Below are 23,211 nucleotides of genomic sequence, written 5' to 3'. Positions count from 1 at the left end.
CCCGCCTGCATCCGCCGTCCGATCAGTGGCGCAGCCCCAGGTCGGAGATGAGGGCGCGGTAGCCCTCCAGGTCGTTGCGGCGCAGGTAGTCCAGCAGGCGGCGGCGCTTGCCGACCATCTTCAGCAGGCCGCGGCGCGAGTGGTGGTCCTTCTTGTGGGTGCGGAAGTGGCCCGTCAGGTCGTTGATGCGCGCGGTCAGCAGCGCGATCTGCACCTTGGCGGAGCCGCGGTCGCCCTCGTGGAGCTGGTACTTCTGGATGATCTCGTTCCGGTTCTCGGCGGTCATCGCCATCGATCGGACCTCCTGAAGAGTCTGGTGCTGGTCAGGGAGTTACCGACCCGTGTGAAATCTCGGTGCGAAACTTCAAGCGGATCAAACAACTTGCAAGCCGAAGAAAATAACACCGAGGGCTGCATCACACAACCCGCGGCGGCTTGATCTTCCTTGATTCTCCGCGCGAACACTCGCGGAGACGTCATCCTGAGCTGAGGCCGGCCCCACCGAAATCGGCGTCCGCACGATCGCTCGCAGGCCGAAGGATCTTTCACCGGCCGTGCACGCGACCTGCGCATCCGGCATCAGAGCTCGTCGCCCGGATCCGGCGGCACGTGAGGGACGCGGTCGAGGATGCGCTGGAGCTTCTCGCGGCTGCCACGCGCGGCTCGCCGCTTCAGGTCCTCGCTCGTGAGAGCCGCGATCCTGTCGGTAGCGGCGGCGGCAAGGAACTCGTCCACCGAGATTCCATCCCTGTCCGCCAGCTCCTTGATCTTCTTGAGCATCGAATCCGGTAGCCGGAAACTCACAGTACTCATCGCGCTTCTCCCAGAATCTCGAGGAACCGACCCGGAGTGATTGCACGGACTCCGAACCGCTCCGCTCCGGCGAAATCTCTCACGTTGTGAGTAACGATGTACTGGCACCCACCCGCGACCGCAGCCTCCAGTACGAGATCGTCGTCGGGGTCAGAAAGCTGCGGCCGCAAAGAATAATGGATCTCGTGGAGATGCCCAACCACCAGGAGCGCGTCGAGAAACTCGTCAAGCTCATCGAGAGAGAACGGTAGCTTCATCCACGGCCGCTTCACCACGTCTTCGTATTCATACACCAGCGGTCCCGACAGGTGCAGACGCATGCGCGGATCGCCGAGCAGACCGAGAACGGCAAACGAAGCCCCGGTGCCGGAACGCAGCCCAGAGACGATCACGTTCGTATCGAGGACGACGTCGATGGGAGTCATGGCCTACGCTAAACCATGCTCTGCCTCCCCGGAAGCTGTTACCAACGGTTCCTGCCCGGCGTGCGCCACCGCTCGCGCAGCCGTACTTTCACGTGGCGGCTGAGGGCCGCCAGCCGTGGAATCGGCGCCCCACCACTCCCCCTTCCCCGCTCCGCCCATGCACTGGTTCACCCTCGTCGGCGTGGTGATCGTGATCGTCGGGTTCGTGCTTCGGCTCAACCCGCTGCTGGTGGTGACCGTGGCGGGCGTCGCCACCGGGCTGGCCGGGGCGCTCGGTCCCGTCGAGGTGGTGGAGGCGTTCGGCAAGTCGTTCGTGGAGAACCGCTACGTGGCCATCGTCTGGCTCGTCCTCCCGGTGATCGGCCTGCTGGAGCGCTACGGGCTGCAGGAGCGCACCCGCGAGCTCATCTCCCGAATCCACGCGGCCACCACGGGGCGCGTGCTGCTGGCCTACCTGGCCGTGCGGCAGGTCACCGCGGCGCTGGGGCTGACGTCGCTGGGCGGGCACGCGCAGATGGTGCGGCCGCTGATCGCGCCGATGGCCGAGGCGGCGGCGGAGAACCAGCACGGCGACGTCCCCCAGCCGGTACGCGAGCGCGTCCGCGCGTATGCAGCCGCGACGGACAACGTGGGCCTCTTCTTCGGCGAGGACATCTTCATCGCCATCGGCTCCATCCTGCTGATCCGCGGCGTGCTGGAGCAGAACGGCATCTCCATCGAGCCCATCCACCTGGCGCTCTGGGCCATCCCCACCGCGGTGGCGGCGCTGCTGATCCACGGCGCGCGCCTCCTGTTGCTCGACCGCCGGCTGGCCGCGCAGGTGCAGGCCGCGCGCGAGGAGGCGTGATGGTCACGCTCGAGTTCATCTACGTGCTGATGGGGATCCTGCTCACCGGCATCACCATCGTCTCCGTGCGCGACCGGACCAATCCCAGGCGGCTGAAGAACACCGCGTTCTGGGGGATCTACGCGGCCACCTTCCTCTTCGGCAGCTATCTTCCCCACGTGGTGAGCGGGGTGATGGTGATCGCGATGGCGCTGGTCGCCGGGATCGGGGGGCTGGGGAAGGGCGCGCCGGACACCACCACGCCGGCCGAGCGGGTGGAGAGCGCGCGGAAGTGGGGGAACCGCCTCTACATCCCCGCGCTGCTCGTTCCCGCGCTGGCGCTGCTGGGGACGCTGACGCTGAAGAAGGCCACCTGGCACGGCACGCCGCTCGTCGATCCCAAGCAGGTGACGGTGATCTCGCTCGGCATCGCCACGCTCGTCGCCCTGGCCGTGGCGGTGGCGATGCTGCGCCCGCGCGCGGTGACGCCGGTGCGCGAGGCGCGGCGGCTGATGGACACCGTCGGCTGGGCGGCCGTGCTCCCGCAGATGCTGGCGGCGCTGGGTGCGCTCTTCGCCCTGGCCGGCGTGGGGAAGGTGGTGAGCGAGATCGTGACGCGCTGGATCCCGCTGAACGGGCCGTTCGCCGCCGTCGTGGTCTACGCGCTGGGGATGGCGCTGTTCACCATACTGATGGGCAACGCCTTCGCCGCGTTTCCGGTGATGGCTACGGGGATCGGGCTGCCGCTGATCGTCGGCCGCTTCGGCGGAGACCCCGCCGTCGTCTCGGCGATCGGGATGCTGGCGGGGTTCTGCGGCACGCTGATGACGCCGATGGCCGCGAACTTCAACATCGTCCCCGTCGCCCTGCTGGAGCTGCCCGACGAGAAGGCGGTGATCCGCGTGCAGGTTCCCACCGCGCTGGCGCTGCTGGCGGTGAACACGCTGCTCATCTACTTCCTGGCGTTCCGGTGATGATCACGATTCCGTCACCCTTTAGACGTCATCCTGAGGCCGGCCACGCCGATGTTGCGTCCGCCCGATCGGTTGCAGGCCGAAGGATCTATCGCCGCGGCCGCACGCCGGGCGGGGATACGCACCGTTCGCCCGTTGAACGGCCATGAGCGACGATTCGCTGACGCCGGAGATCGCGTCGAAGTTCGCCGGGCTGGCGCTGGCACACGTCCGCCGCGAGTACCCGAACAAGCTCGACCACGTGATGGCCGGCCCCGGCGACGTGCGCGGCCCGCGCGAGCTGCACCCGGTCTTCTACGGCAGCTTCGACTGGCATTCGTGCGTGCACGGCTACTGGCTGCTCGCGCGGCTGCTGCGCCGCTTCCCCGCCCTCCCCGACGCGCCGCGGATCGCCGCGCTGCTGGACGAACAATTGACGCCGGAGCTGGTCGCGGGCGAGGTGACGTATCTCCACGAGCATCCGCTGCGGAAGGGGTTCGAGCGGCCGTACGGCTGGGCGTGGCTGCTGATGCTGGCCGCCGAGCTCGCCCGCGACGAGAGCGACGCCGGCCGCCGCCGCTTCGCCGCGCTCGAGCCGCTGGCGGACGCGTTCGCCCGGCGCTTCCGCGACTTCCTGCCGAAGGCGACGTACCCGATGCGCGTGGGGACGCACTTCAACACCGCGTTCGCCGCCGCGCTGGCGCTGGAGTACGCGGAAGTGGCTGGGGATGAAGAGCTTGGGGCGATGCTGCGCGAGCGTGCGGTCGCCTGGTACGGCGCGGACGAGGACTGCCAGGCGTGGGAGCCGGGCGGCGACGACTTTCTCTCCTCCGCGCTGATGGAGGCGGAGTGCATGCGCCGCGTGCTGCCCGCCGATGAGTTCGCGCCGTGGACGGCACGGTTCCTCCCACGGATCGCGCGCGGCGAGCCGGCGACGCTCTTCCGCCCGGCGGTGGTGAGCGACCGCAGCGACGGCAAGATCGCCCACCTGGACGGGCTGAACCTGAGCCGTGCCTGGTGCTGGCGCTCGCTCGCGCGCGCGTGGCCCGCGGACGACACCCGTCGCGCGCGCGCCGAAGAGGCCGCCAACGCGCACCTGGCCGCCAGCCTCCCCCACGTCGCGGGCGACTACATGGGCGAGCACTGGCTCGCGACGTTTGCGTTGCTGGCGCTGGAAGCATAATCCTGATCGCGCAGGCCCATCCCCCACCTCGAAACAGCTCCGGAGGTCACGATGAGAAAGCTCCGCGTCGGGATGTTCGCCGTTGCGGCCGCCGCACTGCTCGCCGGGCCCGCGCGGGCGCAGCTTCCGCACGTCACGCCGTTCGCGTTCGAGGTGCGCGGCGGCATCGCCATCCCCACGGGCGACTTCAACGACGTGGCCGACCCGGGCCCCGCGCTGAACGGTAACGTCACGCTGTACGTGATGCCGATGATCGGGATCTACGGCGGATACCACTACACGAAGTTCGGCAGCGAGGGATCCGGCGACTTCACCGAGACCGGCCCGGAGGTGGGGGTGCGCGTGGACATTCCCACACCGCTGATCCCCATCGATCCGTACGTGAAGGCGGGCGTGGCCTGGAACAACCTGGAGCTCACCGGCGCGGGCGCGAACAACTTCGACAGCTCCAGCACCGGCTTCCAGCTGAACGCCGGCGTCGCGCTCTCCCTGGGGCCCGTGTCGCTGACGCCGGGATTCACCTTCGTCACCTACCACTACGACTCGGCCACGACGGAGGATGAGACCGCGAGCTACATCCGCGCCGACATCGGCGTTCGCATCCGCATCTGAGCGATGACTTCGCGCCGGCCGCGACCGGGCGATGGCGACGATGCGAGTGAACTCGCGGCTACAACTGCACGCAGTCCGCCTTCGCGGACTTCAACGGCGCTCGGTTCGCTACTCTACGCGGGACGAGCGCCGTAGTTTGGCTATCATCATGAACCGTAGTCCATCTCCCTCGACCCGGTGCCCATGACCGCACCCGAGGCGTTCCGCGCCGCGCGCGACTTCCTCCTCCGTCACCGCGAGGAGTACGACACCGCATACCGCGATTTCCGCTGGCCGGAGCTCGACAGATTCAACTGGGCGCTGGACTGGTTCGATCCCTACGCTGCCGGGAACGAGCGCACGGCGCTGTGGATCGTGGACGACGAGGGAGGCGAGGTCCGGCTGTCGTTCGCGGAGATGTCCGAGCGCTCCAACCGCGTCGCCAATTTCCTGCGCGCGCACGGCGTCCGCCGCGGCGACCGGGTGCTGCTGATGCTCCCCAACATCGCGCCGCTGTGGGAGGCGATGCTCGCGTGCATCAAGCTGGGCGCCGTCATCATCCCCGCCACCACGCAGCTCACGCCCGACGACCTGCGCGATCGCTTCGAGCGCGGCGGCGTGCGCCACGTGCTCACCGACGCCGCGGGCGCGCCGAAGTTCGAGGCGGTGGAGGGAGATTACACCCGCGTCGTCGCGGGCGGCGGCGCGCCGGCGGGATGGGCCCGCTTCGAAGACGCCTGTGACGCGTCGCCCCACTTCGCGCCGGACGGCGAGACGCGGGTGGACGATCCGCTGCTGCTGTACTTCACCTCGGGGACGACGTCGAAGCCCAAGCTGGTGCTGCACACGCACCAGAGCTACCCCGCCGGCCACCTGTCGACGATGTACTGGATCGGCGTGCGCGAGGGCGACGTCCACCTCAACATCAGCTCGCCGGGGTGGGCCAAGCACGCGTGGAGCAACGTCTTCGCGCCCTGGAACGCCGGCGCGACGGTTTTCGTCTACAACTACGCGCGCTTCGACGCGCCGCGGATGCTCGACACCCTCGTCCGCTGCGGCGTGACCACGCTCTGCGCCCCGCCCACCGTCTGGCGCATGCTGATCGGCGAGGAGCTGGCGCGGTGGACGACGGAGCTGCGCGAGGCGGTGAGCGCGGGCGAGCCGCTGAACCCGGAGGTGATCGAGCGCGTGCGGCAGGCGTGGGGCCTCACCATCCGCGACGGCTACGGGCAGACGGAGACCACCGCGCAGATCGGCAACCCACCCGGGCAGCCGCTGAAGGCGGGGTCGATGGGGCGGCCGCTCCCCGGCTACCGGGTGGCGCTGCTGGACGCGGACGGGAACGAGGCGGAGGAGGGGGAGATCGCGCTGCGGCTCGATCCGCCGCCGCTGGGGCTGATGCGCGGCTACCTGAACGACCCAGCGCGCTCGGCCGAAGCGATGCGCGAGGGATTCTACCGCACCGGCGACGTCGCCCGGCGTGACGAAGACGGCTGGATCACCTATGTCGGCCGCGCAGACGACGTGTTCAAGTCCAGCGACTACCGCATCAGCCCGTTCGAGCTGGAGAGCGTGCTGATCGAGCACCCGCTCGTCGCGGAGGCCGCCGTGGTGCCGAGCCCCGACCCGGTGCGCCTGGCCGTCCCCAAGGCGTACGTCGTCCTCCGCGGCGACGCACAGCCCTCGCGCGAGCTGGCGCTGGAGATCCTGCGCTTCTGCCGCGACCGGCTGGCGCCGTACAAGCGCATCCGCCGCCTGGAGTTCGCCCCGCTCCCCAAGACCATCAGCGGCAAGATCCGCCGCGTCGAGCTCCGCGGCGCGGAAACTGAGCGGCAGGGCGAGGCGCGCGGGGAGCGCGAGTGGTGGTACGAGGACTTTCCGGAGCTGCGAGGATAGCGGAGTCGACGACAAAAAGGCTGGCCGCTCTCCACGAAGAAGATCGGCCAGCCTTCTCGATCAGCACCCAAAGGGTTACGCCGCTCGCAGCTGATCTGAACAGCCAGGCTCAACGGCTCGCACCCTAGACCCGCAGGCGATGATTACCGCTGCTGCATCCAGGTGGTGCCCAGGTAGTACTCGAGCGACGTCAGGCCGCAATACTGCGAAGTGGTTTCGTGGCCCTTCACGGTGCCACGAGTCCCCTCGGGCTCATTCACAGCGTACGAATTCACGGACAGGTCTTCGACGTTAAGCTTCAGCTTCTTCACGGTATCTCCAAAGAGACAGGTGAGGTGCGCACGTGTGCGCACCGATGGGAAGAGGATGCGTCCGCGTGCGAGCGCTCTAAACTATATGTTTCCAAACGCCATGACTCAATACAATCAGGCCGAAAATGGGAAGGTCTAATGGAAGTACGGCGCAGTTCGCGCGGATCAATCACGCGAGGGTAGCTGCTGAGGTGCGACTGACGGGGCGCTCACCGCACTCCCAGGATCTCCCGCCCGCGCCGCTCGTCCTCCTTCATCGCCTCGATCAGCGCGTCGACGCTGGTGAAGGGGTGGATGTCGCGGATGCGGCGCACGAACTCCACGCGCACGCGGCTGCCGTACAGGTCGCCGCTCCAGTCCATCAGCCACAGCTCCACCGTGGGCGCGAACCCGGCAAAGGTCGGGCGCGGGCCCAGGTGCAGCAGCCCGGGCACGCGGTGCCCCTCCACCCAGCCGTACACCGCGTAGATCCCCTCCTTCGGCACCATCTTGTCGGGGTCGCCCACCTCGATGTTGGCGGTGGGAAAGCCCAGCTCGCGTCCCTTCCGCTCCCCCTGCACCACCACCCCCTCCAGCGAGTAGCCGCGCCCCAGCAGCGGCGCCGCGGCCGCCACGTCGCCCTCGGCGATCAGCGCGCGGATGCGGCTGGACGAGACGTTCTGGCCGTCCACCTGGAACGCCTCCACCACGTCCACGCCGAAGCCCAGCTCGCGGCCGATCTCCCGCAGCGTCTCCACCGAGCCCTCGCGGTCCTTGCCGAAGCCGTGGTCGTAGCCGATCACCAGCTCGTCCATGTGCATGCGGCCCAGCAGGATCTCCTCCACGAACCGCCGCGCCGGATACTGCTGCAGCGTGCGGGTGAAGGGGAGGAAGACGACATACTCGAGGCCCGACTCGGCCAGGATCTCCCGCTTCTCCGCCGGCGTGGTCAGCAGCGGCGGGGCGACATCCGGACGGACGATGCGCAAGGGATGGGGATGGAAGGTGACGAGGATGCTGCGCCCGCCCGTCCGCCGCGCGCGCCGCCCGATCTCCAGCAGCACCTCCCAGTGGCCGCGGTGCACGCCATCGAAGGTGCCCACGGTGACGATGGCCGGGCGCCCGTCGTGCGGCAGCGCCGGCGGAAGCGCGGGGTCGATGGCGTACGGCGCGGGCCAGAGGTAGCGCGGGTGATGGTCCATCAAGCCGTCTGGATGAAGACCTTGCGGGGGCGGACGACGTCGCCGTCGCGCTCGCCGACGGCCAGCAGCTCGCCGGCGCCGGACGCGAGGGCGATGGGAACGCCGGACGGCGCGTCGGGGGATGCGGGGACGGCGCGGCCATGCCGCAGCGCGGCGACCCCCGCCTCGTCCACGGGGACGCGCGGCATGTGCGCGACCGCCTCCATCGGTGAAAGCATCGCCGCGGCGACGCGTTCCTCGTCGCCCAGCGCGTCGAGCGGGACGGCGCGGGCGACGTCGTGGGGACCGACGCGCGTCCGCCGCAGCGTCCGCAGGTGCCCGCCGACGCCGAGCGCGTCGCCCACGTCGCGGGCGATGGCGCGGATGTAGGTGCCCGCGCCGCACTCCACCTCGAACTCCACGTCGGGCAAGTCGAATCGAATCAGGCGGACGGCGTAGATGGTCACGGTCGCGGGCGTGCGCTCGATCTCCTCGCCGCGGCGCGCGGCGGCGTACATCCGCTCGCCGGCCACCTTCTTCGCGGAGAAGATCGGCGGAAGCTGCTGGATCGTCCCCACCTGCGCCTTCAATGCCGTCTCCACCTGCTCGCGGGTGACGGAGCGCCAGTCGTCGGACGTGGAGATCACATCTCCCGTGAGATCGTCGGTATCCGTCGCCGCGCCCAAGCGCATCGTCGCGAGATACGTCTTCGGCAGGCCGGTGAGATACTCCGCCAGCCGCGTGGCCGCGCCGACGCAGACGAGGAGGAGGCCGGACGCGAACGGATCGAGCGTCCCCGTGTGCCCCACCTGGCGCGTCCCGAGCGCGCGCCGCACGGAAGCGACCACGTCGTGCGACGTCGGTCCCCCGGGCTTGTCCACCGGCAGCACACCGGCGGTGACGGGCTGCGCGCTCTTCGCCACGGCTTACGGTACGACCGGCTGCAGCTGCGGAGGCGCGGCGGCGGGTGCGCTGCGCCAGAGCGAGATCGTCGCCGTCACGTAGTTCACCCCGCCCTGGTTCGCCTTCAGCCAGCGCACGTAGCGCGCGCTGGTGTCGGAGAGCGCCGTGGCGGCGCCGCGCGCGTCGAAGCTGGAGCCGGCCGTGAACACCAGCCGCGGCTCCAGGTCACCGTAGTCGGTCACGCGCCAGCGCACCTCCTTCACCTCGTCGATGTCCTTGGCGACAAGGTACTGCACCATCAGCTGGGCGGCATCGTACCGGTCGGCGGGGATGTAGAGGATCTGCTCCACGCGCTGCTCGGCGCCGGGCTCGAACCAGTACTCCATCTCGGTGCTCACCTTGCCGATACCGATCACGTCCGCCGCGGTGAACTGCGAGAAGCGCGCGGTGGGATACGGCTGCTGCGCGTTCAGGCGGTTCTGGCGGAGGTAGGCGGTGTCTTCGGTGGCCATGGGCTCCAGCTTCAGCCCGCGCACCGAGTACCAGACGGCCGGCGCGTAGACCTTGGTGTCGCTGCGGTTCACGAGGTAGAAGGTAGCGCGCGCCATGATCGTGTCGCCGCGCCGGCCGATGGCCTCGAGCGTGGGCGTCACCACCAGCGAGGCGGGGCGCCGCGCGGGGATGACGATCTCCTTGTAGATGAAGGTGTAGACGCCCCACATGGCTGCCACGATCAGCGCGAACGCCTGCACCAGGTCGCGCACGATGCGCGCGCTCGACCTCCGCGGCGCCGGCACCGGCGGCGCGACGGCGATGCGCTGCGGCGGCCGGTCCGTCGCGGACGGCGGCGGGAACGGGTGGACGGGAGGCTGAGAGTCCATCGGCGGGAGGGGGATCGGGGGGAGGGAGATCCACCCGGCGCGAAAGGGGCGCGCCGGGCGGGAGAGGGAGATCAGTCGTCCGCGCGCGGCGCTCCTTCCGCGTCAGCCTCGGACGGAGACGCGTCCTGCGGCAGCGCCTCGTGCAGCAGCCGCTCGATGCGCGCGGCTTCCTCGAGCACGCGGTCGATCTCGAAGTGCAGCTCGGGAACGCGGCGGATGTGCATGCGCTTCCCCAGCTCGCGGCGGAGGAAGGGCGCGGCGCTGCGCAGGCCGGCGAGCACTTCCTCGCGCTCGTCGTCCTCGCCCAGGGCGGTGAAGTAGACCTTGGCGTGGTCCAGCTCGGGGCTGGTCTGCACGGCGGTGATGGTGGCCAGCCCCACGCGCGGGTCGCGCACCTCGTCGCGCACCAGCAGCGTGATCTCCTGCCGCAATTGCTCGTTCAGCCGGTCCGTCCGTCGGTACTGCGCCATCTCGGAAACCCCAGGGTACAGGGAACAGGGGACAGCAGGGCACGGCGTCAGGGCCGTGCACACGGCGTTCCCCTCATCCCCATCGATCGAAAAAGATGGGGACGGGAGATGGGGATTTCGAGGTCAGCCGCGCCACGTGATGCAGTCTGGCTGTCCTCTTCTCCCGATCTCCCGTCCCCTTCGAAGTCGTTCAGTAGAAGGTCGTGTACGAATCGACGATCCGCGCGCGGCCCTCGTCCTCCACCAGCCGGTCCGCCGACTGCAGCACGGATTGCGCGTGCTTGCGGTCGTTGGAGACCACGCAGACGGCGATCTCCGCGCGGCCGTGCACGTCCTGCAGCGCCGTCTCGGCGGCCGAGACGTTGAAGCGCGCGTGCAGCCGGTCCTTCAACCCCTTCACCACCTGGCGCTTGTCCTTCAGCGACTCGCACCCGGGGAGCATCAGCTGCCACACCGCGACGCCGACGATCATGGTAGAAAAGAAGTCCTAAGTCCTGGGTCCTGAGTCCTAAGTCAAAAGCATCAGTCCACTTGGGACTCAGGACTTAGGACTTGGGACTTCTGTTCACCGTTCCCGGTCCGCCTCGGCCGCAGCGCCGGCCAGCGTGCGCGCGACCTCCTCGACGCGGTAGCACTCCAGGATGTCGCCCACCTTCACGTCGTTGAAGTTGCGGATGTTCAGGCCGCACTCGAAGCCCTCGCGCACCTCGCGGACGTCGTCCTTGAAGCGCTTGAGCGAATCCAGCTCGCCCTCGTACACCTGCACCGCGTCGCGCACCACGCGGATGCGGCCGCGGCGGTCCAGCACGCCGCTGGTGACCATGCAACCGGCCACCGTGCCCACGCGCGGGACCTTGAAGAGCTGGCGCACCTCGGCGGTGCCGAGCTGCACCTCGCGCTGCTCGGGGCTCAGCAGCCCCTCCATCGCGCTCTTCACCTCTTCCACCGCCTCGTAGATGATGTTGTAGAGGCGGATGTCCACGTCCTCGCGTTCGGCCACGCTCCGCGCCTCGCCCGTGGGCCGCACGTGGAAGCCGATGACGATGGCGCTGGAGGTCGACGCCAGCAGCACGTCGCTCTCGTTGATGGCGCCCACGCCGCGGTGGATCACCTGCACCCGCACCTCGGCGGTCGACAGCTGCTCCAGCGCGTCCGACAGCGCCTGCACCGAGCCGTCCACGTCGCCCTTGATCACCAGGTTCAGCGTGGCGTTGTCGCCGCGGGCCAGGAGCTTGGAGATGTCGGTGAGCTTCACGCCGCCGCTGCGCAGGCGCATCCGCTTCTCGCGGTCGAGCCGCTGCCGCGTCTGCGCCACCTCGGTGGCCCGCTCGGCGTCCATCACCACCATCTGGTCGCCCGCGGCGGGAACGCCCGAGAGACCCAGGATCTGCACCGGGATGGCCGGCCCGGCCTCCTTCACCGCGCGCCCGCGCTCGTCGAGCATGGCGCGCACGCGGCCGTGCTGGAGCCCCACGACCACGTGGTCACCCACGCGCAGCGTGCCGTTCGTCACCAGCACCGTGGCCACGGGGCCCTTGCCGACGTCGAGCTGCGCCTCGATCACCGTGCCCACCGCCTCGCGGTCGGGGTTGGCGCGCAGCCCCTTCATCTCCGCCTGCAGCAGCACCTTCTCCAGCAGGTCGTCGATCCCGATCCCCCGCTTGGCGGAAACCTCGGAGCTCTGCACCTCGCCGCCGAAGTCCTCGAGCACCACCCCGTGCTGCAGCAGGTCCTGCTTCACCCGCATGGGGTTGGCGTCCGGCAGGTCCACCTTGTTCACCGCGACCACGATCGGCACGCCCGCGTTCTTCGCGTGGCTGATGGCCTCGATGGTCTGCGGCATCACCGAGTCGTCGGCCGCCACCACCAGGATGACCACGTCGGTGACCTCGGCGCCGCGCGCGCGCATCGCGGTGAACGCCGCGTGGCCGGGGGTGTCGAGGAACGAGATCGCCCGCCCGTCGGCCAGCGCCACGTGGTACGCGCCGATGTGCTGCGTGATGCCGCCGGCCTCGCCCGCGATGACGTTGGTCTTGCGGATGTAGTCGAGCAGCGAGGTCTTGCCGTGGTCCACGTGGCCCATGACGGTGACCACGGGGGGACGGGGACGGAGATCCTCCTCGGCGTCGGCCTCGACCTCCTCCTCCATCTCCGCGCCGTACTCCTCCTCGCGGACGGCCTTGAAGCCGAACTCGTCCAGCAGCAGCTCGATCTGGTCGAAGTCCAGCCGCTGGTTGATGGTGACCATCAGCCCCAGGTTCTTGAACGCGCTGCCGATGATCTGCGTCGCCGGCACGTCGATCAGCTCGGCGAGCTCGGCCACGGTCAGGAACTCGTTCACCCGGACGGTGCTGGCCTCCTCGGCGCGGCGCGCGCGCTCGGCCTCGCGCCGCTCCTCGCGGATGGCGCCCATGTCGCGCTGGGGCCCGCGGCGCTTCTTGCGCCCGCCGGACTCCATCGCCGCCATGGTCTTGCGGAAGGTCTGGTCCACCGCCTCCTGGTCGACCCACCCCTTCCCCTTCTTCTTCTTCTTGTCCTTGCGGCCGCCGCCAGCGCCGGCACCGGCGCCCGCCGCGGGACGCTGGCCGCCACCGCCGCCCTGGCCCTGGCCGCCCGCGGGGGGGAAGCCGGCGCGCGCGGGGGCCGGCGGCCCGCTGCGCGCGGGTCGCGGCGCGAAGCCGTCGGCCCGCGCGGGACGCGGCGGCTCACCCGTCCTTGCCGGACGCGGGGGCTCGCCACCCTCGCGGCGCGGCTCGCCGGGCGCGCCGGGGCGCGCGGGGCGCACCGACGGCGGCGGCGTGGGGCCGCGGTCACGCGGTGGCGCGCCCGGCGTGGCCGACGCGGCCGGGCGGAACTCCTCGCGCCGCTCGGGGCGCGCGGGGCGGAACTCGGGGCGCAGCTGGCGCCCGCCGTCGGGACGGGCCGAGATGGGCCCCGCGCGCGGCGGCTCCGGCCGCGCCGGCTCGGGACGCGCCTCGGCGGCCGGCGCCGCGGGCTCGGCCTCGGCCGGAGCCGCGGGCTCTGCCGGTGCGGACGCGGCCGCTTCGGCCGGCGTCTCCGCCTCGGGCTCGGCGGCGGGCGGCTGGGAGGTGTCGACGATGACGGTGGCGCCGGTGGGCTCGTGCCCGCCGACGGTCACCAGCTCGGCGCCGCGCTCGGCGGCGGCCTCGGCCGCCTCGGCCGCCAGCGCATCCGCCGCGTCGGCCGTGGGCGACGCGGTGCTCTCCGCCTCGGCGGCCTCGCCCTCGGGCGCAGCCTCGGCCTTGCGGCGGCGGCGGCGCGGCGGGCTGGCCACCTCGCCGATGGCCGCCTCCACCGCCTCGCCCACGTCGCGGTGCCCCAGGCGGCGCTCGCGCTCGATCCAGGTGCGCACGCGCGCCACGTGCTCGTCGGAGATCTCCGACATGTGGCTGCGCACCGGGATGTCCATCTCCCGCAGGAGGTGCACCAAGGCCTCAGCCGGAACGTTCAGCTCCTTGGCGACTTCGAAGACACGCATCAGTGAAGCTTTCCTCCGTGACTCGTCAAACCGGTTCCTGCGGGGCGTCGTTCAGGGCGGCCGCCAGCTCGAGGGCGCGCCGCGCGAAATTTCGGTCCGTGAAGCCCAGCGCCGAAACGGCGCCGAGCCCCGCCGCCGCGCCGATCGTGGCGCGGGTCAGGCACGCGGCGTACGCAACGCCGCGCGCCTGGAGAAGCGGGACCAGCTTCTTGCTCTGCGTGGGAGAAGTGTCCGCGGCGAGGAGGACGCCCGCGACCTCGCCGTCGCGGACTCCGCGCCGGGTGGCGTCGGTGCCGTGCACGAACGCCCGGGCGCGGGCCGCCAGTCCCAGGAGGTCCAGCAGCGCGCGCTCCGGCGTGGCCGTTCCGGCGGGGTCCATGCGGCGGTTCAGTCCAGACCTGCCAAGTTCTAGGCCTCGTCGCCGGGTGTCAACCCCTCGGCACCCGTTTCTCCCTTGTTTTCCGCGCCTTCCGCCTCGTCCGCAGCCGCCGCGGCAGGTTGCGCCCCGGCTTCCTCGTCGTCCTCGGCCGACGCCGCGGCAGGCCGCGCCTCGGCCTCCTCGTCCTCCTCCACCGTCATCTCCTCGATGAGCTGGGCGATGCGCTCCGCCTCGGCCTGGCCGATGGCCGGGATGCGCATCAGGTCCTCGCGCTCCAGGTCGATGATGTCGTAGAAGGTGTTGTATCCCGCGGCCTGCAGCGCGGCCAGCGTGGCCGGCGGCAGCGGCAGGTCGCTGACGGGGAAGTCGGCCGACTCCTCGCCTTCGCCGGTCCCGCCGAACAGCACCCGCTCGGCGCCGTGCTCCATCCACTCGCGCGAGCCGTACAGGTCCAGCTGCCAGCCGATCAGCTGGCTGGCCAGCCGCACGTTCTGCCCGTTGCGGCCGATGGCAAGGGAAAGCTGGTCCTCGTCCACGATCGCCGTCATCGTCCGCGCGTCGTAGTCCGAGATGACCTTGGCCACCTTGGCCGGCGCCAGCGCGCGCTTGGCGAACACCTCGGGGTCGGGGTGCCAGGGGACGATGTCGATGCGCTCGCCGCCCAGCTCCTGCACCACGGCGCGGACGCGGGAGCCCTTCAGCCCCACGCAGGCGCCCACCGGGTCGATCGACTCGTCGCGCGACGACACCGCCAGCTTGGTCCGTCCGCCCACCTCGCGCGAGACGGCGCGGATGTCCACGATCCCCTGCTGGATCTCGGGAACCTCGAGCTTGAAGAGCGCGGCCACGAAGAGCGGGTCGGCGCGCGAGAGGATGAGGCGAGGGCCCTTGGGCGTCTCCTCCACCTTCTTCAGCACGGCGCGGATGGTCTCGCCCTGGCGGAAGCGCTCGCGCGGGTTCTGCTCCTTCCACGGCACGATGGCGTCGGCCTCGCGCGCGCGGTTGAGCAGGACCACCAGCTTGCCGCGCTCCACCTGCTGCACCTCGCCCGAGAGGAGCTCGCCCACGCGGTGCTCGTACTCGTCGCGGATCTTCTGGCGCTCGCCCTCGCGCACCCGCTGCAGGATGCGCTGCTTGGCGGCCATCACCGCGTTGCGCCCGAACTGCGCGAACTCGACCGGCACCTCCATGATGTCGCCGACCTCGAAGTCGGGGTCGTCCCAGCGCGCCTCCTCGAGCGAGATCTGGCGCGACGGGTCCTCGACCTCGGCCACCACCTCGCGCAGCACGGTGATGTTGATGCCGCCGGTGGCCTCGTCGATCTCGATCTCGGCCTCCACGTTGGGGCCGTAGCGCTTGGCCAGCGCCGCCAGGATGCCGTCCTTGATCAGGTCGTGCAGCTCGTCGCGCGAGATGGCCTTGTTGGCGGTCATCTCGCGGAATGCAGCCAGGACCTGCGTCGCGTTGTTCATGGCCTCAACATCGGGGTTTGATGATCCGCGCGATCGTCTTACTTCGCGCCCCACCGGAACACCAGGTGCGCCTTCTCGACCTCGGCCAGGGGGAACTCCACCTCCTCGCCGCCGGCCAGGCGCATCCGCACCGTCTCTTCTCCCTCCGCGCCCGAGGCGCCCAGCAGCTCGCCGTCGAGCCGCCGCGCCTTCCCCGCGAGCGCCGCCTTCCCCCGCACGGAAACGGGCTGCCCGGCGAAGCGGGTCCAGTCGCGCGGGCGCACCAGCGGGCGCTCCACGCCGGGCGAGCTGACCTCCAGCACGTAGCGGTCGGACAGGCCTTCGCGCGCGTCGAGCATGGGCTCCAGCCCGCGGCTGACGGCGGTGCAGTCGTCCAGCGACACCGCGGGCTGGCCGGGGACCGAGTCGGGGCGGTCGATGTAGACCCGGAGGATGGGGCGGGCGCGGTTCCCCGCCACCTCCAGCTCCACCAGTTCGAACCCCAGCTCGTCGACCCTGCGCTCGATGTCGGCGGCCAGGCCGCCTTCCAGTTCCGCCATGTGCGCGTGCGTGCGTTCGGGGTGCACCGGCAACAAAAAAAGCGGGGGCTACCGCTCCCCACTTCAGAACGACGATCCGCCGAGGCGCCCGTCAACCTCCGAACGAAGACCAAATATAGGCTTCGGCGCGCGCACGTGCAACCCTGCGACGCGCCGCGCACCATCCGGAGCGGCCCCGCACGCTACTGCAATTCTCCGTCCGGCGCGACGTGGTACAGAACCGCTTCAGAACAGGTGGGCGATGGGCGTGAAATCCAGGTGGGGAACAGTTCGCGCCAACCGGTCGGCTTCCAAGGTAAGCGCCATCACCGCGTTCGGATCGCTCAGCCTGACCTGCCAGTGCCGCTCGGGCAGCAGCTCGTAATCTGCGCGCCGGCGGAGAGCATATAGGTACTCCAGGTGACGTCCCACGGCCCGCACGTCATGGCTCAGCCTCGAGTTCTGGAGATGCGAGCACACAGCGCCATGATTGAGGCGACGCTGCGATATGTTGTGCCGATCAGCGATTGCGCTCCGCACGATCAGATACAGGCCGTAGTAAGCCCGCCCGGCTGCGGTCCGGACCCACGGCTCACTAGGATACGAGAGCGCCCGTGCCTTCGTGCAAATCTCGATGGCGACGTCCAGGAACTCTACGGGTTCGAAGCTCTGGCTCATGGCTTCGACAGGTAGTCGATCCAGATCGACATGAAGGCGTCGGCTCCGATCGCCTCTTCCAGCGCGACGTGGAATTCACCCATTGTATGACCGACATCCACAGTCCGATCACGCGGGAACAGCACGAGCGCGTGCTGCCGCTCGGGCGTCAGGATGATGTCCGCATCCCACCCGACCTTTTCGTTCGCGGCCTGGAACGCGCGGGCGACGCACTCCCAGTCCATCTCCATCCAGCGGCCACCGGCGGGGATCATGATCTCCTCGTCGGCGAGCTCGTCGATGTCGGCGTGCGTGATGGAAACCATTCTCCTACCGCCGGAAGAGGTGGACGACGGGAGAGAAGTCGAGGTCCTCGACGGCGGAGGTCAATTCGATAGCCTGCCGCGCGAGGAAATCGGCGAGCACAGGATTGGTAAGCCTCCGTTGCCAATCGGCAGTCGGTCCCAACTCGTAGTCTGCTTTCTGGCGGAGTCTGTAGAGCCGTTCGATCTCCCGCCCGAGGTGATTGAGGTGTTCGCCTGCACGCGAATGCTGCAGGTAATTGTACAGATTGCCGTGATCGACCCACTGGGAGCGAATGTGATGTCGTCGCAAAAGGACGAATCGTACAACTAGGAACACGGCATAATACGCGCGTCCGAATGCGGCACGAAGCTGAGCTTCACGCGAGGCGGCTGGGTCTCCGCACACGATCAGGTCACCCGCAGCCAGTTGCCGTGCCAGGAAGGCGAACTCAATGGGATCGAACATCGTTGTCACCCACATCGAAATCGACCCACAAGGACATGAACTCCTCATGCCCGATCCGCCTGCTGACTGCCGCGTAGAAATCCAGCGTGGTCCGGGCGACATGATCCACGGCTGCAGGATCGACGACAACCCACACGTGGCGGTGATCAGGCCGGATCACGAAGTCTGCATCCCATCCGCACTCCTCGCCCGCGCTCTCCAACGCGGACCCGACCGCATCCCAGTCCAGGTCCATGATCCGCCCGCCGGCGGGGATCATGATCTCCTCGCCGGTATGCTCGTCGGTTTCGGCGTGCGTGATGGAAACCATCTCCTCCTCACAGCGGATCGGCGGTGGGTGCTGGGATGACTCAATCTAAACGCCACCGGCCGTCCTAAACAGACTACCGCACAAAGCGGCCACCGCCGGATCAAAGTAGGACAAACGCGCAATCACTCGTCGCTGGCGGCGCGGCGAACGCTCGGATCGTGCGATTCGGGCGCCTCGCCGTAGGGCGAGCAGTAGCGCCGGAGCTGGGCGGCCACGCCGTCGAGGTCGGGGAAGAGCTTGCGCTCGTCCAGCGTGGAGAGGTCGAGCTTGTCGCGGACGTAGTTCACCCGTTCGCCAGGGGATCAGGTAGCGGGTGAGCGTGCCCGCCAGCCCCTCGTCGCGCAGAAATCTGCTCGAAGGGCTGCGTCGTTGACGAGCGCGGAATGGATCTGGGAGATCTGTTCCCAACAGAAAACACGCACGCGGCCCCCAATACAGGGCCGTGCGCGTGACAACTGCTCGCGTCAGGTCGCCGTCAGGCCGCTCTCTGCTGCTCCCTCTCGCGTATGATCGCGCCGAGCGCTCTGAGGGCACGATTAACCGCGTCGGAGTCTGGAAACAGCTCCGCGACGTCAGGATCGAGCCGCACGACGTTCACGTGGCGAACACGGTCAGCATATTTTCCGCGTTCCGCCGATTGCAGTTGCTCGTCCGTGAAGTCGTACTCCGCGCGCAGATCGTCGTCCATCTCAGAGGTTGCGCTCATAGCGTCTTTTCTCCCGTGGCGTCATCTCGCGTGCACTGATGATCCGGATACGCTCACCGCGAATAGTGATGCTGACGATCAGCAGCCGGTCCGCGACCGAGCGCCCCAGCAAGAGCTCGCGATCTTCCGCTTCGGAGTGGTCCTCATCGAAAACCGTGAACGAGAGGGGATCCTCCAGCACGGACCTGGCTTCGTCGAAAGACACGCCGTGCTTCCGAAGGTTCCACTCGGCTTTCTCCGGATCCCACTCGACATCGATATCCATCCTTCACAATACGCCGAACGGGGCAATTTACAAGCAGATGAGGGGAATCTCACCTCATCGTGCTGGCGCGCACCGTCTGGCCCTGCTGCCAGGCAACGAGCAGGCCGCCCGGGCCGGTGGCGAGCACGGGGGAGCGGGCGGCGCGCTCGCGGGCGATCACATGCGGCCGCCCGCGGTCCATGCTGGCCAGGGTGACGCGACTCTCCTGCTCGCGGCGGTCGTCCCACGTCGCCCAGACGTGCTCTCCCTCCGCGGCGAGGGTGACGTGCGACGGTGGGACCCAGCCGCCCGTCAGCAGCGCTTCGGGGGCGCCGAAGGTGCGGCCGCCGTCCTCCGACGCGGCGTACCACAGCCCCTGCCGGCCATCCTTCCCCGTGTACCAGGCCACGTGCACGCGTCCGCGCGCGTCGATCGCGAGCGACGGGCCGGCGTGCGGGCAGCCGGGGAACACCCAGCCGTCCGCGTGCACCCGCACCGGCGCGGCGAACGACGTCGCGCCGGGCGCGAGGCGCGCGACGACGGGGTCGCGCACGTCACCCGCGTAGACCTTGCGCCAGGCGACGTAGATCGAGCCGTCGGGCGCGGCCGCGAGCGAGGTGCGGCAGCACGGGCAGACGCCGGCGTCGACCACCATGCCCGGCCCGAACGTCCTGCCGCCGTCCGTCGAGCGGGCGACGCGGATCTCCGAGCCGGGGAGCGTGGGATCCTCGGCCATGCCGCCGTGGCCGTGCATGCTCTTCGTCGAATCCCCCGAAGTCTTTGCAGCCGAGGGCGCGGGGCGCGGATGGCGGCGGGCGCGCTCGGCGTCGCGGACGCGTGAGTCGAGCCATGAGACCCACACGGTGCCGTCCTTCCCCACCGCGATGTTGTGGAAGGTGTGCGAAGACGGCGCCCCGCCCGCGTCGTCGTTCACCGTCACCGCGGGCGCGAAGGTGCGGCCGCCGTCCGTGGAGCGCGCGAGGCGGAGATCGCTCGCGGGAAAGCGGCGGCCCGGGATCTCGCGGTTGTTCTGCCAGACGACGTACACCTCGCCGCGCGGGCCGACGGCCACCTGCGCGGGCGCCTGCTCGTGAGGCGCCGCGTCGCCCGCGACGTCGTTCACGCGCACGGGCGCGGCGAACGCGCCGCCGTCCGCGCGGGCGAGGTAGACGTTGGACGTGCCGCCACCCGTCCCCACCCAGGCGACGTAGCGCACGCCGCGCGCGTCCTCCGCCGCGGTCGGGTTCGACGCGCCCGCCGCCGCGACCGTCGTCGCCGGGGCGAGCGCGGAGCCGCCGCGCGTCACCGCCGTGGCGGCGGCGACCGCGGCCGTGATGGCCGCGATCACGCCGATTGTCGTCGTTCTCTTCATCGTCATCCCCCTCAGCGGCCGGCGGTGCGGTACTGCACGCCCAGGTACAGCGAGCGCGGCATCCCCGGCGCGAACTCCTCGCCGCGCGCGGCGGTGTACTGCGCGATCTCGGCGTAGCGCCGGTCGAGCACGTTGTTCATCCGCCCCACGATCTCCACTTGGCGCGCGACGGGAACGGTGGCGTGCAGGTTCAGCAGCGAGTGCCCGCCGTAGCGGTGCGTGTTCTCCGCGTCCATCCAGTAGCCGCCGATGCGCTGCCACTCGGCCGTCAGCCGTCCCTCGCCCGGCAGCGCGTAGCCGAGGCGCGCGTTCAGGATGGTGCGCGGCGCGCTCTCCATCTCGTTCCCCGCGAAGTCCACCCCCGCGCGCGGCGACCACTCCTCGTAGCGGTGCAGCGCGCGGCTCCAGCTCACGTCCGCGCGGAAGCCGGCGGGGAGCTTCGCGCCCAGCCCCGCCTCGATCCCGCGGTGCAGCGTCTCGCCCGCGTTCACCGTCTCGCGCGTGCCGTCGGGGTTGACGAGCGCGAGGATGTCGTCGCGCATCGTCATCGTGTAGGCGCTGAGCTGGTACCCGACGACGCCGAGGATCTCGCCGCGCGCGCCGGCCTCCCAGCTCACCGCCTCCACCGGCTTGAGGGCGACGGTGTTGTCCGCCTGCCCCTGCCGGAAGAGCTGCCCCTCGCTGGGCGTGCGGAAACCGGTCGTCCAGCTGGCGAAGACGGCGAGCCCGCGCCCCGCCTCGTACGTCGCGCCGAGCTTGGGCGACAGGTGCGTGTAGCCGACGCTGGTGTCGGCCGGGCGGCGGTACTTGCCGGTGGCGACGGCGTTCAGGTGGTTGTCGTAGCTGAAGTCGATCATGTCCAGCCGCAGCCCGCCGGTCGCGTGCAGCCGCTCCGTGGCCGCGGCCTCGGCCTGCAGGTAGGGCGAGACGCCGCGGAAGGTCACGTCGTAGTCGTAGACGCGGCCGACCTTCTGGTAGCCGGTGAAGACCTGGCCGGTGCGCGCGGGCTGGATGAGGTCCTCGGTGCGGCCGCCGGGGCTGTAGTCCACGTCCACCCCGCCGATCAGCCGCGTGCGCAGGGGATCGACGTCCACGCGGTACTTGGCCAGCACGCCGAAGGAGTGGTGGCCGGTGGTGTAGACGGTGGGATCGTACGTCAGGCTCCAGTTGGGGAGCAGGTCCATGCGGTTCCAGCGCACGAAGGGGATGATGCTGAGCAGCGTTCCCGCGCCCGCACGCTCGAAGTCGCTGGAGAGCCGCATCGCCGACACGCGGCGGAAGGAGATGGGCGTGTAGTTGAGCGTGGGGTTCGCGCGGTAGTCGGCCGCCAGCAGCATCGACGCGCCGGCGGTCTGCTGGTCGATGTGGCTCACCGCCAGCACCGTCTTCAGCGACGCGCCGCCGCCCAGCTGCCGGTCCCAGCGCAGCATCCCGCTCTGCCGCGTGTAGTCGGTCCCGTCGCACCAGCCGCCGGTGCGCGTGAGGTTCACGTCCGCGCGGAAGCCGTTGTCGCCCCGCGTCCCCGACGCGGCCAGGAGGAGCCGGCCCCAGCCGTACGCGCCGCCCTCGCCGTACAGTTCCACGCCCGCGCGGCGCGACGGCGCACGCGTCTCCACGTTCACCACGCCGCCGATGGCGTCGCTGCCGTACAGCGCGCTCGAGGGCCCCTTCAGCACCTCGATGCGGTCGGCCTGCGGGACGTTGACCTCGTACAGCGCGTTGTGGTTGAAGAAGCCGGTGGAGCGGGTGGGGACGCCGTCTTCCAGGTACAGGTAGACGGGATTGGTGGTGTTCGGCTGGCGGATCGACGTCGCGTGCCCCTCGCCGCCGGTGACGCTCACCCACACGCCGGGGATCTGGCTCATCACCTCGGACGGGTGCGTGGGCCGCTGCTCGCGGAGTTGCGCGGAGGAAACGACGCCGACCGTCGCCGGCGTCTCGCCCAGGCGCTGCACCTCGCGAGTGCTGCTGACCACGAGCGACGGCAGCACCGTGCTTTCCTCGCGCATGGCCAGGTCGGCGCGCGCGGTCTCCCCGCCGGCGACGGAGATGGCGCGCGTCTCCGCCGCCAGCCCCAGCCGCGTCGCGACGAGGGTGCGCGGCCCGGCGGGGACGCGGGCGATGTGGAAGCGCCCCGCGGCGTCGGTCACCGCCGGTGCGGCGCCGTCCACCGCGACGCGGACGCCGGCCAGGGGCGCGCCGCCCGCCTGCGCGGTGACGGTGCCCTCGACGAAGCCGGTTCCCTGCGCGAGCGCGGGGACGGCGAGCAGGGCGATGGCGAGCGGCACGAGCGCGAGCACCGCGCGCTGCAGACGGATTACGGACGAACTGGAGATGGACACACTTCACCTCGGCTGATCCAGGTGTACGTGCACGCGGCGCCGGGCGCGGGAAGATGCCCGGGCGGTTCCGTCGTGCGCTCTTGTCTGGTGGAGATCAGCCGAGCGGGGGAGGACCCTGGCCGTACGGGAGGAAGAAGGGGACGAGCCGCGGGGTGATGGCGCCTGAGGCCTGCCGCGGCGCCTTCGAGACGAACTCCGGTGCCACGCGCACCGCCGCGTCCGCGACGGTGGGGAGCGCGCCGCCGGTGGCCGACGGGCAGGTGCCCTGGCAGGTGCACGCATGCTGGTCGCCGTGCTCCGGCGCCTGCGCGTCGTGCGACGGCTGCGCGGCGCCGTGATGCCCGCCGTGCGCCGCCGCGTGCGACGCCTGCGCCGCCGACGGCACCGCGTCGTGATGCGGGCAGCCATGCATCCCCAGCGCCTCTCCCGTCCACGAGAACAGGAAAAGTACTAGGGCCAGCAGGGCCGTCAGGCGATGGGCGGAAGTGCGCTTCACGAGGAGCGCGGCGGTCGTATTCACGGCGCGGAA

Annotated in this window: 28 protein-coding genes; 5 read left to right on the top strand and 23 right to left on the bottom strand. The window is 70.3% G+C overall.

From position 1 onward, the window contains the following. Positions 1–22 precede the first annotated feature (22 nt). The 3 genes from rpsO to VF092_07780 form a co-directional block, all read right to left on the bottom strand. Positions 23–292: a 30S ribosomal protein S15 gene (rpsO, locus tag VF092_07790; protein ID HEX6747187.1), complete on the bottom strand. Its 270-nt coding sequence runs from the start codon at positions 290–292 to the stop codon at positions 23–25. Between the two features lie 287 nt (positions 293–579). Further along, positions 580–813, bottom strand: coding sequence for a ribbon-helix-helix protein, CopG family (locus VF092_07785; protein HEX6747186.1), 234 nt, complete (start codon positions 811–813; stop codon positions 580–582). Then, a complete protein-coding gene (locus VF092_07780; GenBank protein HEX6747185.1) occupies positions 810–1,238 on the bottom strand; it encodes a putative toxin-antitoxin system toxin component, PIN family in 429 nt (142 codons plus the stop codon). Before VF092_07780 ends, VF092_07785 begins: the two co-directional genes overlap by 4 nt. A gap of 157 nt (positions 1,239–1,395) precedes the next feature. Here VF092_07780 and VF092_07775 point away from each other — a divergent pair, with 157 nt between their 5' ends. The 5 genes from VF092_07775 (at position 1,396) to VF092_07755 (ending at position 6,687) form a co-directional block, all read left to right on the top strand. After that, on the top strand, positions 1,396–2,085 hold the full coding sequence (locus tag VF092_07775; GenBank protein HEX6747184.1) for a DUF969 domain-containing protein: 690 nt from the start codon (positions 1,396–1,398) through the stop codon (positions 2,083–2,085). Further along, positions 2,085–3,038, top strand: coding sequence for a DUF979 domain-containing protein (locus VF092_07770; protein HEX6747183.1), 954 nt, complete (start codon positions 2,085–2,087; stop codon positions 3,036–3,038). Before VF092_07775 ends, VF092_07770 begins: the two co-directional genes overlap by 1 nt. Positions 3,039–3,183: 145 nt before the next feature. Then, positions 3,184–4,200 carry a DUF2891 domain-containing protein gene (locus VF092_07765; GenBank protein ID HEX6747182.1) on the top strand — a complete coding sequence of 339 codons (1,017 nt, stop codon included), beginning with the start codon at positions 3,184–3,186 and terminating at the stop codon, positions 4,198–4,200. A gap of 51 nt (positions 4,201–4,251) precedes the next feature. Continuing rightward, positions 4,252–4,812: an outer membrane beta-barrel protein gene (locus VF092_07760; GenBank protein ID HEX6747181.1), complete on the top strand. Its 561-nt coding sequence runs from the start codon at positions 4,252–4,254 to the stop codon at positions 4,810–4,812. A 183-nt stretch (positions 4,813–4,995) separates the two neighbouring features. Next, the gene (locus VF092_07755; protein HEX6747180.1) at positions 4,996–6,687 is read left to right on the top strand and encodes an AMP-binding protein; all 1,692 of its coding nucleotides are present in this window, start codon (positions 4,996–4,998) and stop codon (positions 6,685–6,687) included. A 143-nt stretch (positions 6,688–6,830) separates the two neighbouring features. Here VF092_07755 and VF092_07750 read toward each other — a convergent pair whose 3' ends face one another. The 20 genes from VF092_07750 to VF092_07655 form a co-directional block, all read right to left on the bottom strand. Next, complete coding sequence (locus VF092_07750; GenBank protein HEX6747179.1) at positions 6,831–6,998, bottom strand: hypothetical protein; 168 nt, start codon at positions 6,996–6,998, stop codon at positions 6,831–6,833. Positions 6,999–7,207: 209 nt separating this feature from the next. Then, the gene (locus tag VF092_07745; protein ID HEX6747178.1) at positions 7,208–8,179 is read right to left on the bottom strand and encodes a bifunctional riboflavin kinase/FAD synthetase; all 972 of its coding nucleotides are present in this window, start codon (positions 8,177–8,179) and stop codon (positions 7,208–7,210) included. Further along, a complete protein-coding gene (gene truB / locus VF092_07740; GenBank protein ID HEX6747177.1) occupies positions 8,179–9,081 on the bottom strand; it encodes a tRNA pseudouridine(55) synthase TruB in 903 nt (300 codons plus the stop codon). Before truB ends, VF092_07745 begins: the two co-directional genes overlap by 1 nt. Before the next feature lie 3 nt (positions 9,082–9,084). Continuing rightward, complete coding sequence (locus VF092_07735) at positions 9,085–9,942, bottom strand: hypothetical protein (GenBank protein ID HEX6747176.1); 858 nt, start codon at positions 9,940–9,942, stop codon at positions 9,085–9,087. A 71-nt stretch (positions 9,943–10,013) separates the two neighbouring features. Next, the gene (gene rbfA, locus VF092_07730) at positions 10,014–10,412 is read right to left on the bottom strand and encodes a 30S ribosome-binding factor RbfA (protein ID HEX6747175.1); all 399 of its coding nucleotides are present in this window, start codon (positions 10,410–10,412) and stop codon (positions 10,014–10,016) included. Positions 10,413–10,602: 190 nt separating this feature from the next. Further along, on the bottom strand, positions 10,603–10,884 hold the full coding sequence (locus VF092_07725; protein HEX6747174.1) for a DUF503 domain-containing protein: 282 nt from the start codon (positions 10,882–10,884) through the stop codon (positions 10,603–10,605). Positions 10,885–10,977: 93 nt separating this feature from the next. After that, positions 10,978–13,911, bottom strand: coding sequence for a translation initiation factor IF-2 (infB, locus tag VF092_07720; GenBank protein HEX6747173.1), 2,934 nt, complete (start codon positions 13,909–13,911; stop codon positions 10,978–10,980). A 25-nt stretch (positions 13,912–13,936) separates the two neighbouring features. Continuing rightward, positions 13,937–14,290 carry a ribosomal L7Ae/L30e/S12e/Gadd45 family protein gene (locus VF092_07715; GenBank protein HEX6747172.1) on the bottom strand — a complete coding sequence of 118 codons (354 nt, stop codon included), beginning with the start codon at positions 14,288–14,290 and terminating at the stop codon, positions 13,937–13,939. Between the two features lie 29 nt (positions 14,291–14,319). Beyond that, positions 14,320–15,762, bottom strand: coding sequence for a transcription termination factor NusA (gene nusA / locus VF092_07710; protein ID HEX6747171.1), 1,443 nt, complete (start codon positions 15,760–15,762; stop codon positions 14,320–14,322). Between the two features lie 38 nt (positions 15,763–15,800). Then, positions 15,801–16,301 (bottom strand): ribosome maturation factor RimP, encoded by a 501-nt coding sequence (gene rimP, locus VF092_07705; GenBank protein ID HEX6747170.1) that lies wholly within the window; start codon positions 16,299–16,301, stop codon positions 15,801–15,803. Positions 16,302–16,526: 225 nt separating this feature from the next. Further along, entirely contained in the window at positions 16,527–16,958 is a 432-nt protein-coding gene (locus VF092_07700; GenBank protein ID HEX6747169.1) for a hypothetical protein, read from the bottom strand. Continuing rightward, positions 16,955–17,263 carry a hypothetical protein gene (locus tag VF092_07695; GenBank protein HEX6747168.1) on the bottom strand — a complete coding sequence of 103 codons (309 nt, stop codon included), beginning with the start codon at positions 17,261–17,263 and terminating at the stop codon, positions 16,955–16,957. Before VF092_07695 ends, VF092_07700 begins: the two co-directional genes overlap by 4 nt. A 4-nt stretch (positions 17,264–17,267) precedes the next feature. Next, on the bottom strand, positions 17,268–17,708 hold the full coding sequence (locus VF092_07690) for a hypothetical protein (GenBank protein ID HEX6747167.1): 441 nt from the start codon (positions 17,706–17,708) through the stop codon (positions 17,268–17,270). Beyond that, positions 17,692–18,018 (bottom strand): hypothetical protein, encoded by a 327-nt coding sequence (locus tag VF092_07685; protein HEX6747166.1) that lies wholly within the window; start codon positions 18,016–18,018, stop codon positions 17,692–17,694. The genes VF092_07690 and VF092_07685 overlap by 17 nt, the downstream gene beginning before the upstream one ends. A gap of 122 nt (positions 18,019–18,140) precedes the next feature. Then, positions 18,141–18,305 carry a hypothetical protein gene (locus VF092_07680; GenBank protein HEX6747165.1) on the bottom strand — a complete coding sequence of 55 codons (165 nt, stop codon included), beginning with the start codon at positions 18,303–18,305 and terminating at the stop codon, positions 18,141–18,143. A gap of 188 nt (positions 18,306–18,493) precedes the next feature. After that, complete coding sequence (locus VF092_07675; GenBank protein ID HEX6747164.1) at positions 18,494–18,706, bottom strand: hypothetical protein; 213 nt, start codon at positions 18,704–18,706, stop codon at positions 18,494–18,496. A gap of 1 nt (position 18,707) precedes the next feature. After that, positions 18,708–18,989 (bottom strand): BrnT family toxin, encoded by a 282-nt coding sequence (locus VF092_07670; protein ID HEX6747163.1) that lies wholly within the window; start codon positions 18,987–18,989, stop codon positions 18,708–18,710. Positions 18,990–19,038: 49 nt separating this feature from the next. Beyond that, on the bottom strand, positions 19,039–20,340 hold the full coding sequence (locus VF092_07665) for a sialidase family protein (GenBank protein HEX6747162.1): 1,302 nt from the start codon (positions 20,338–20,340) through the stop codon (positions 19,039–19,041). Between the two features lie 11 nt (positions 20,341–20,351). After that, complete coding sequence (locus VF092_07660) at positions 20,352–22,640, bottom strand: TonB-dependent receptor (protein HEX6747161.1); 2,289 nt, start codon at positions 22,638–22,640, stop codon at positions 20,352–20,354. 136 nt (positions 22,641–22,776) lie between these two features. Then, positions 22,777–23,202: a hypothetical protein gene (locus VF092_07655; protein HEX6747160.1), complete on the bottom strand. Its 426-nt coding sequence runs from the start codon at positions 23,200–23,202 to the stop codon at positions 22,777–22,779. Between the last annotated feature and the right edge of the window lie 9 nt (positions 23,203–23,211).

Source organism: Longimicrobium sp. (genome assembly GCA_036377595.1).
Taxonomy (GTDB): Bacteria; Gemmatimonadota; Gemmatimonadetes; order Longimicrobiales; family Longimicrobiaceae; genus Longimicrobium.
This window is presented reverse-complemented; position numbering and strand designations above follow the sequence as displayed.

Bases quoted from the DNA above. Each gene is read 5' to 3' on its own strand.
- rpsO (HEX6747187.1), bottom strand. From the start codon at position 292: ATGGCGATGACCGCCGAGAACCGGAACGAGATCATCCAGAAGTACCAG.
- VF092_07785 (HEX6747186.1), bottom strand. From the start codon at position 813: ATGAGTACTGTGAGTTTCCGGCTACCGGATTCGATGCTCAAGAAGATC.
- VF092_07780 (HEX6747185.1), bottom strand. From the start codon at position 1,238: ATGACTCCCATCGACGTCGTCCTCGATACGAACGTGATCGTCTCTGGG.
- VF092_07775 (HEX6747184.1), top strand. From the start codon at position 1,396: ATGCACTGGTTCACCCTCGTCGGCGTGGTGATCGTGATCGTCGGGTTC.
- VF092_07770 (HEX6747183.1), top strand. From the start codon at position 2,085: ATGGTCACGCTCGAGTTCATCTACGTGCTGATGGGGATCCTGCTCACC.
- VF092_07765 (HEX6747182.1), top strand. From the start codon at position 3,184: ATGAGCGACGATTCGCTGACGCCGGAGATCGCGTCGAAGTTCGCCGGG.
- VF092_07760 (HEX6747181.1), top strand. From the start codon at position 4,252: ATGAGAAAGCTCCGCGTCGGGATGTTCGCCGTTGCGGCCGCCGCACTG.
- VF092_07755 (HEX6747180.1), top strand. From the start codon at position 4,996: ATGACCGCACCCGAGGCGTTCCGCGCCGCGCGCGACTTCCTCCTCCGT.
- VF092_07745 (HEX6747178.1), bottom strand. From the start codon at position 8,179: ATGGACCATCACCCGCGCTACCTCTGGCCCGCGCCGTACGCCATCGAC.
- VF092_07735 (HEX6747176.1), bottom strand. From the start codon at position 9,942: ATGGACTCTCAGCCTCCCGTCCACCCGTTCCCGCCGCCGTCCGCGACG.
- rbfA (HEX6747175.1), bottom strand. From the start codon at position 10,412: ATGGCGCAGTACCGACGGACGGACCGGCTGAACGAGCAATTGCGGCAG.
- VF092_07725 (HEX6747174.1), bottom strand. From the start codon at position 10,884: ATGATCGTCGGCGTCGCGGTGTGGCAGCTGATGCTCCCCGGGTGCGAG.
- infB (HEX6747173.1), bottom strand. From the start codon at position 13,911: ATGCGTGTCTTCGAAGTCGCCAAGGAGCTGAACGTTCCGGCTGAGGCC.
- VF092_07715 (HEX6747172.1), bottom strand. From the start codon at position 14,290: ATGGACCCCGCCGGAACGGCCACGCCGGAGCGCGCGCTGCTGGACCTC.
- nusA (HEX6747171.1), bottom strand. From the start codon at position 15,762: ATGAACAACGCGACGCAGGTCCTGGCTGCATTCCGCGAGATGACCGCC.
- rimP (HEX6747170.1), bottom strand. From the start codon at position 16,301: ATGGCGGAACTGGAAGGCGGCCTGGCCGCCGACATCGAGCGCAGGGTC.
- VF092_07700 (HEX6747169.1), bottom strand. From the start codon at position 16,958: ATGAGCCAGAGCTTCGAACCCGTAGAGTTCCTGGACGTCGCCATCGAG.
- VF092_07695 (HEX6747168.1), bottom strand. From the start codon at position 17,263: ATGGTTTCCATCACGCACGCCGACATCGACGAGCTCGCCGACGAGGAG.
- VF092_07690 (HEX6747167.1), bottom strand. From the start codon at position 17,708: ATGTTCGATCCCATTGAGTTCGCCTTCCTGGCACGGCAACTGGCTGCG.
- VF092_07685 (HEX6747166.1), bottom strand. From the start codon at position 18,018: ATGGTTTCCATCACGCACGCCGAAACCGACGAGCATACCGGCGAGGAG.
- VF092_07675 (HEX6747164.1), bottom strand. From the start codon at position 18,706: ATGGACGACGATCTGCGCGCGGAGTACGACTTCACGGACGAGCAACTG.
- VF092_07670 (HEX6747163.1), bottom strand. From the start codon at position 18,989: ATGGATATCGATGTCGAGTGGGATCCGGAGAAAGCCGAGTGGAACCTT.
- VF092_07665 (HEX6747162.1), bottom strand. From the start codon at position 20,340: ATGAAGAGAACGACGACAATCGGCGTGATCGCGGCCATCACGGCCGCG.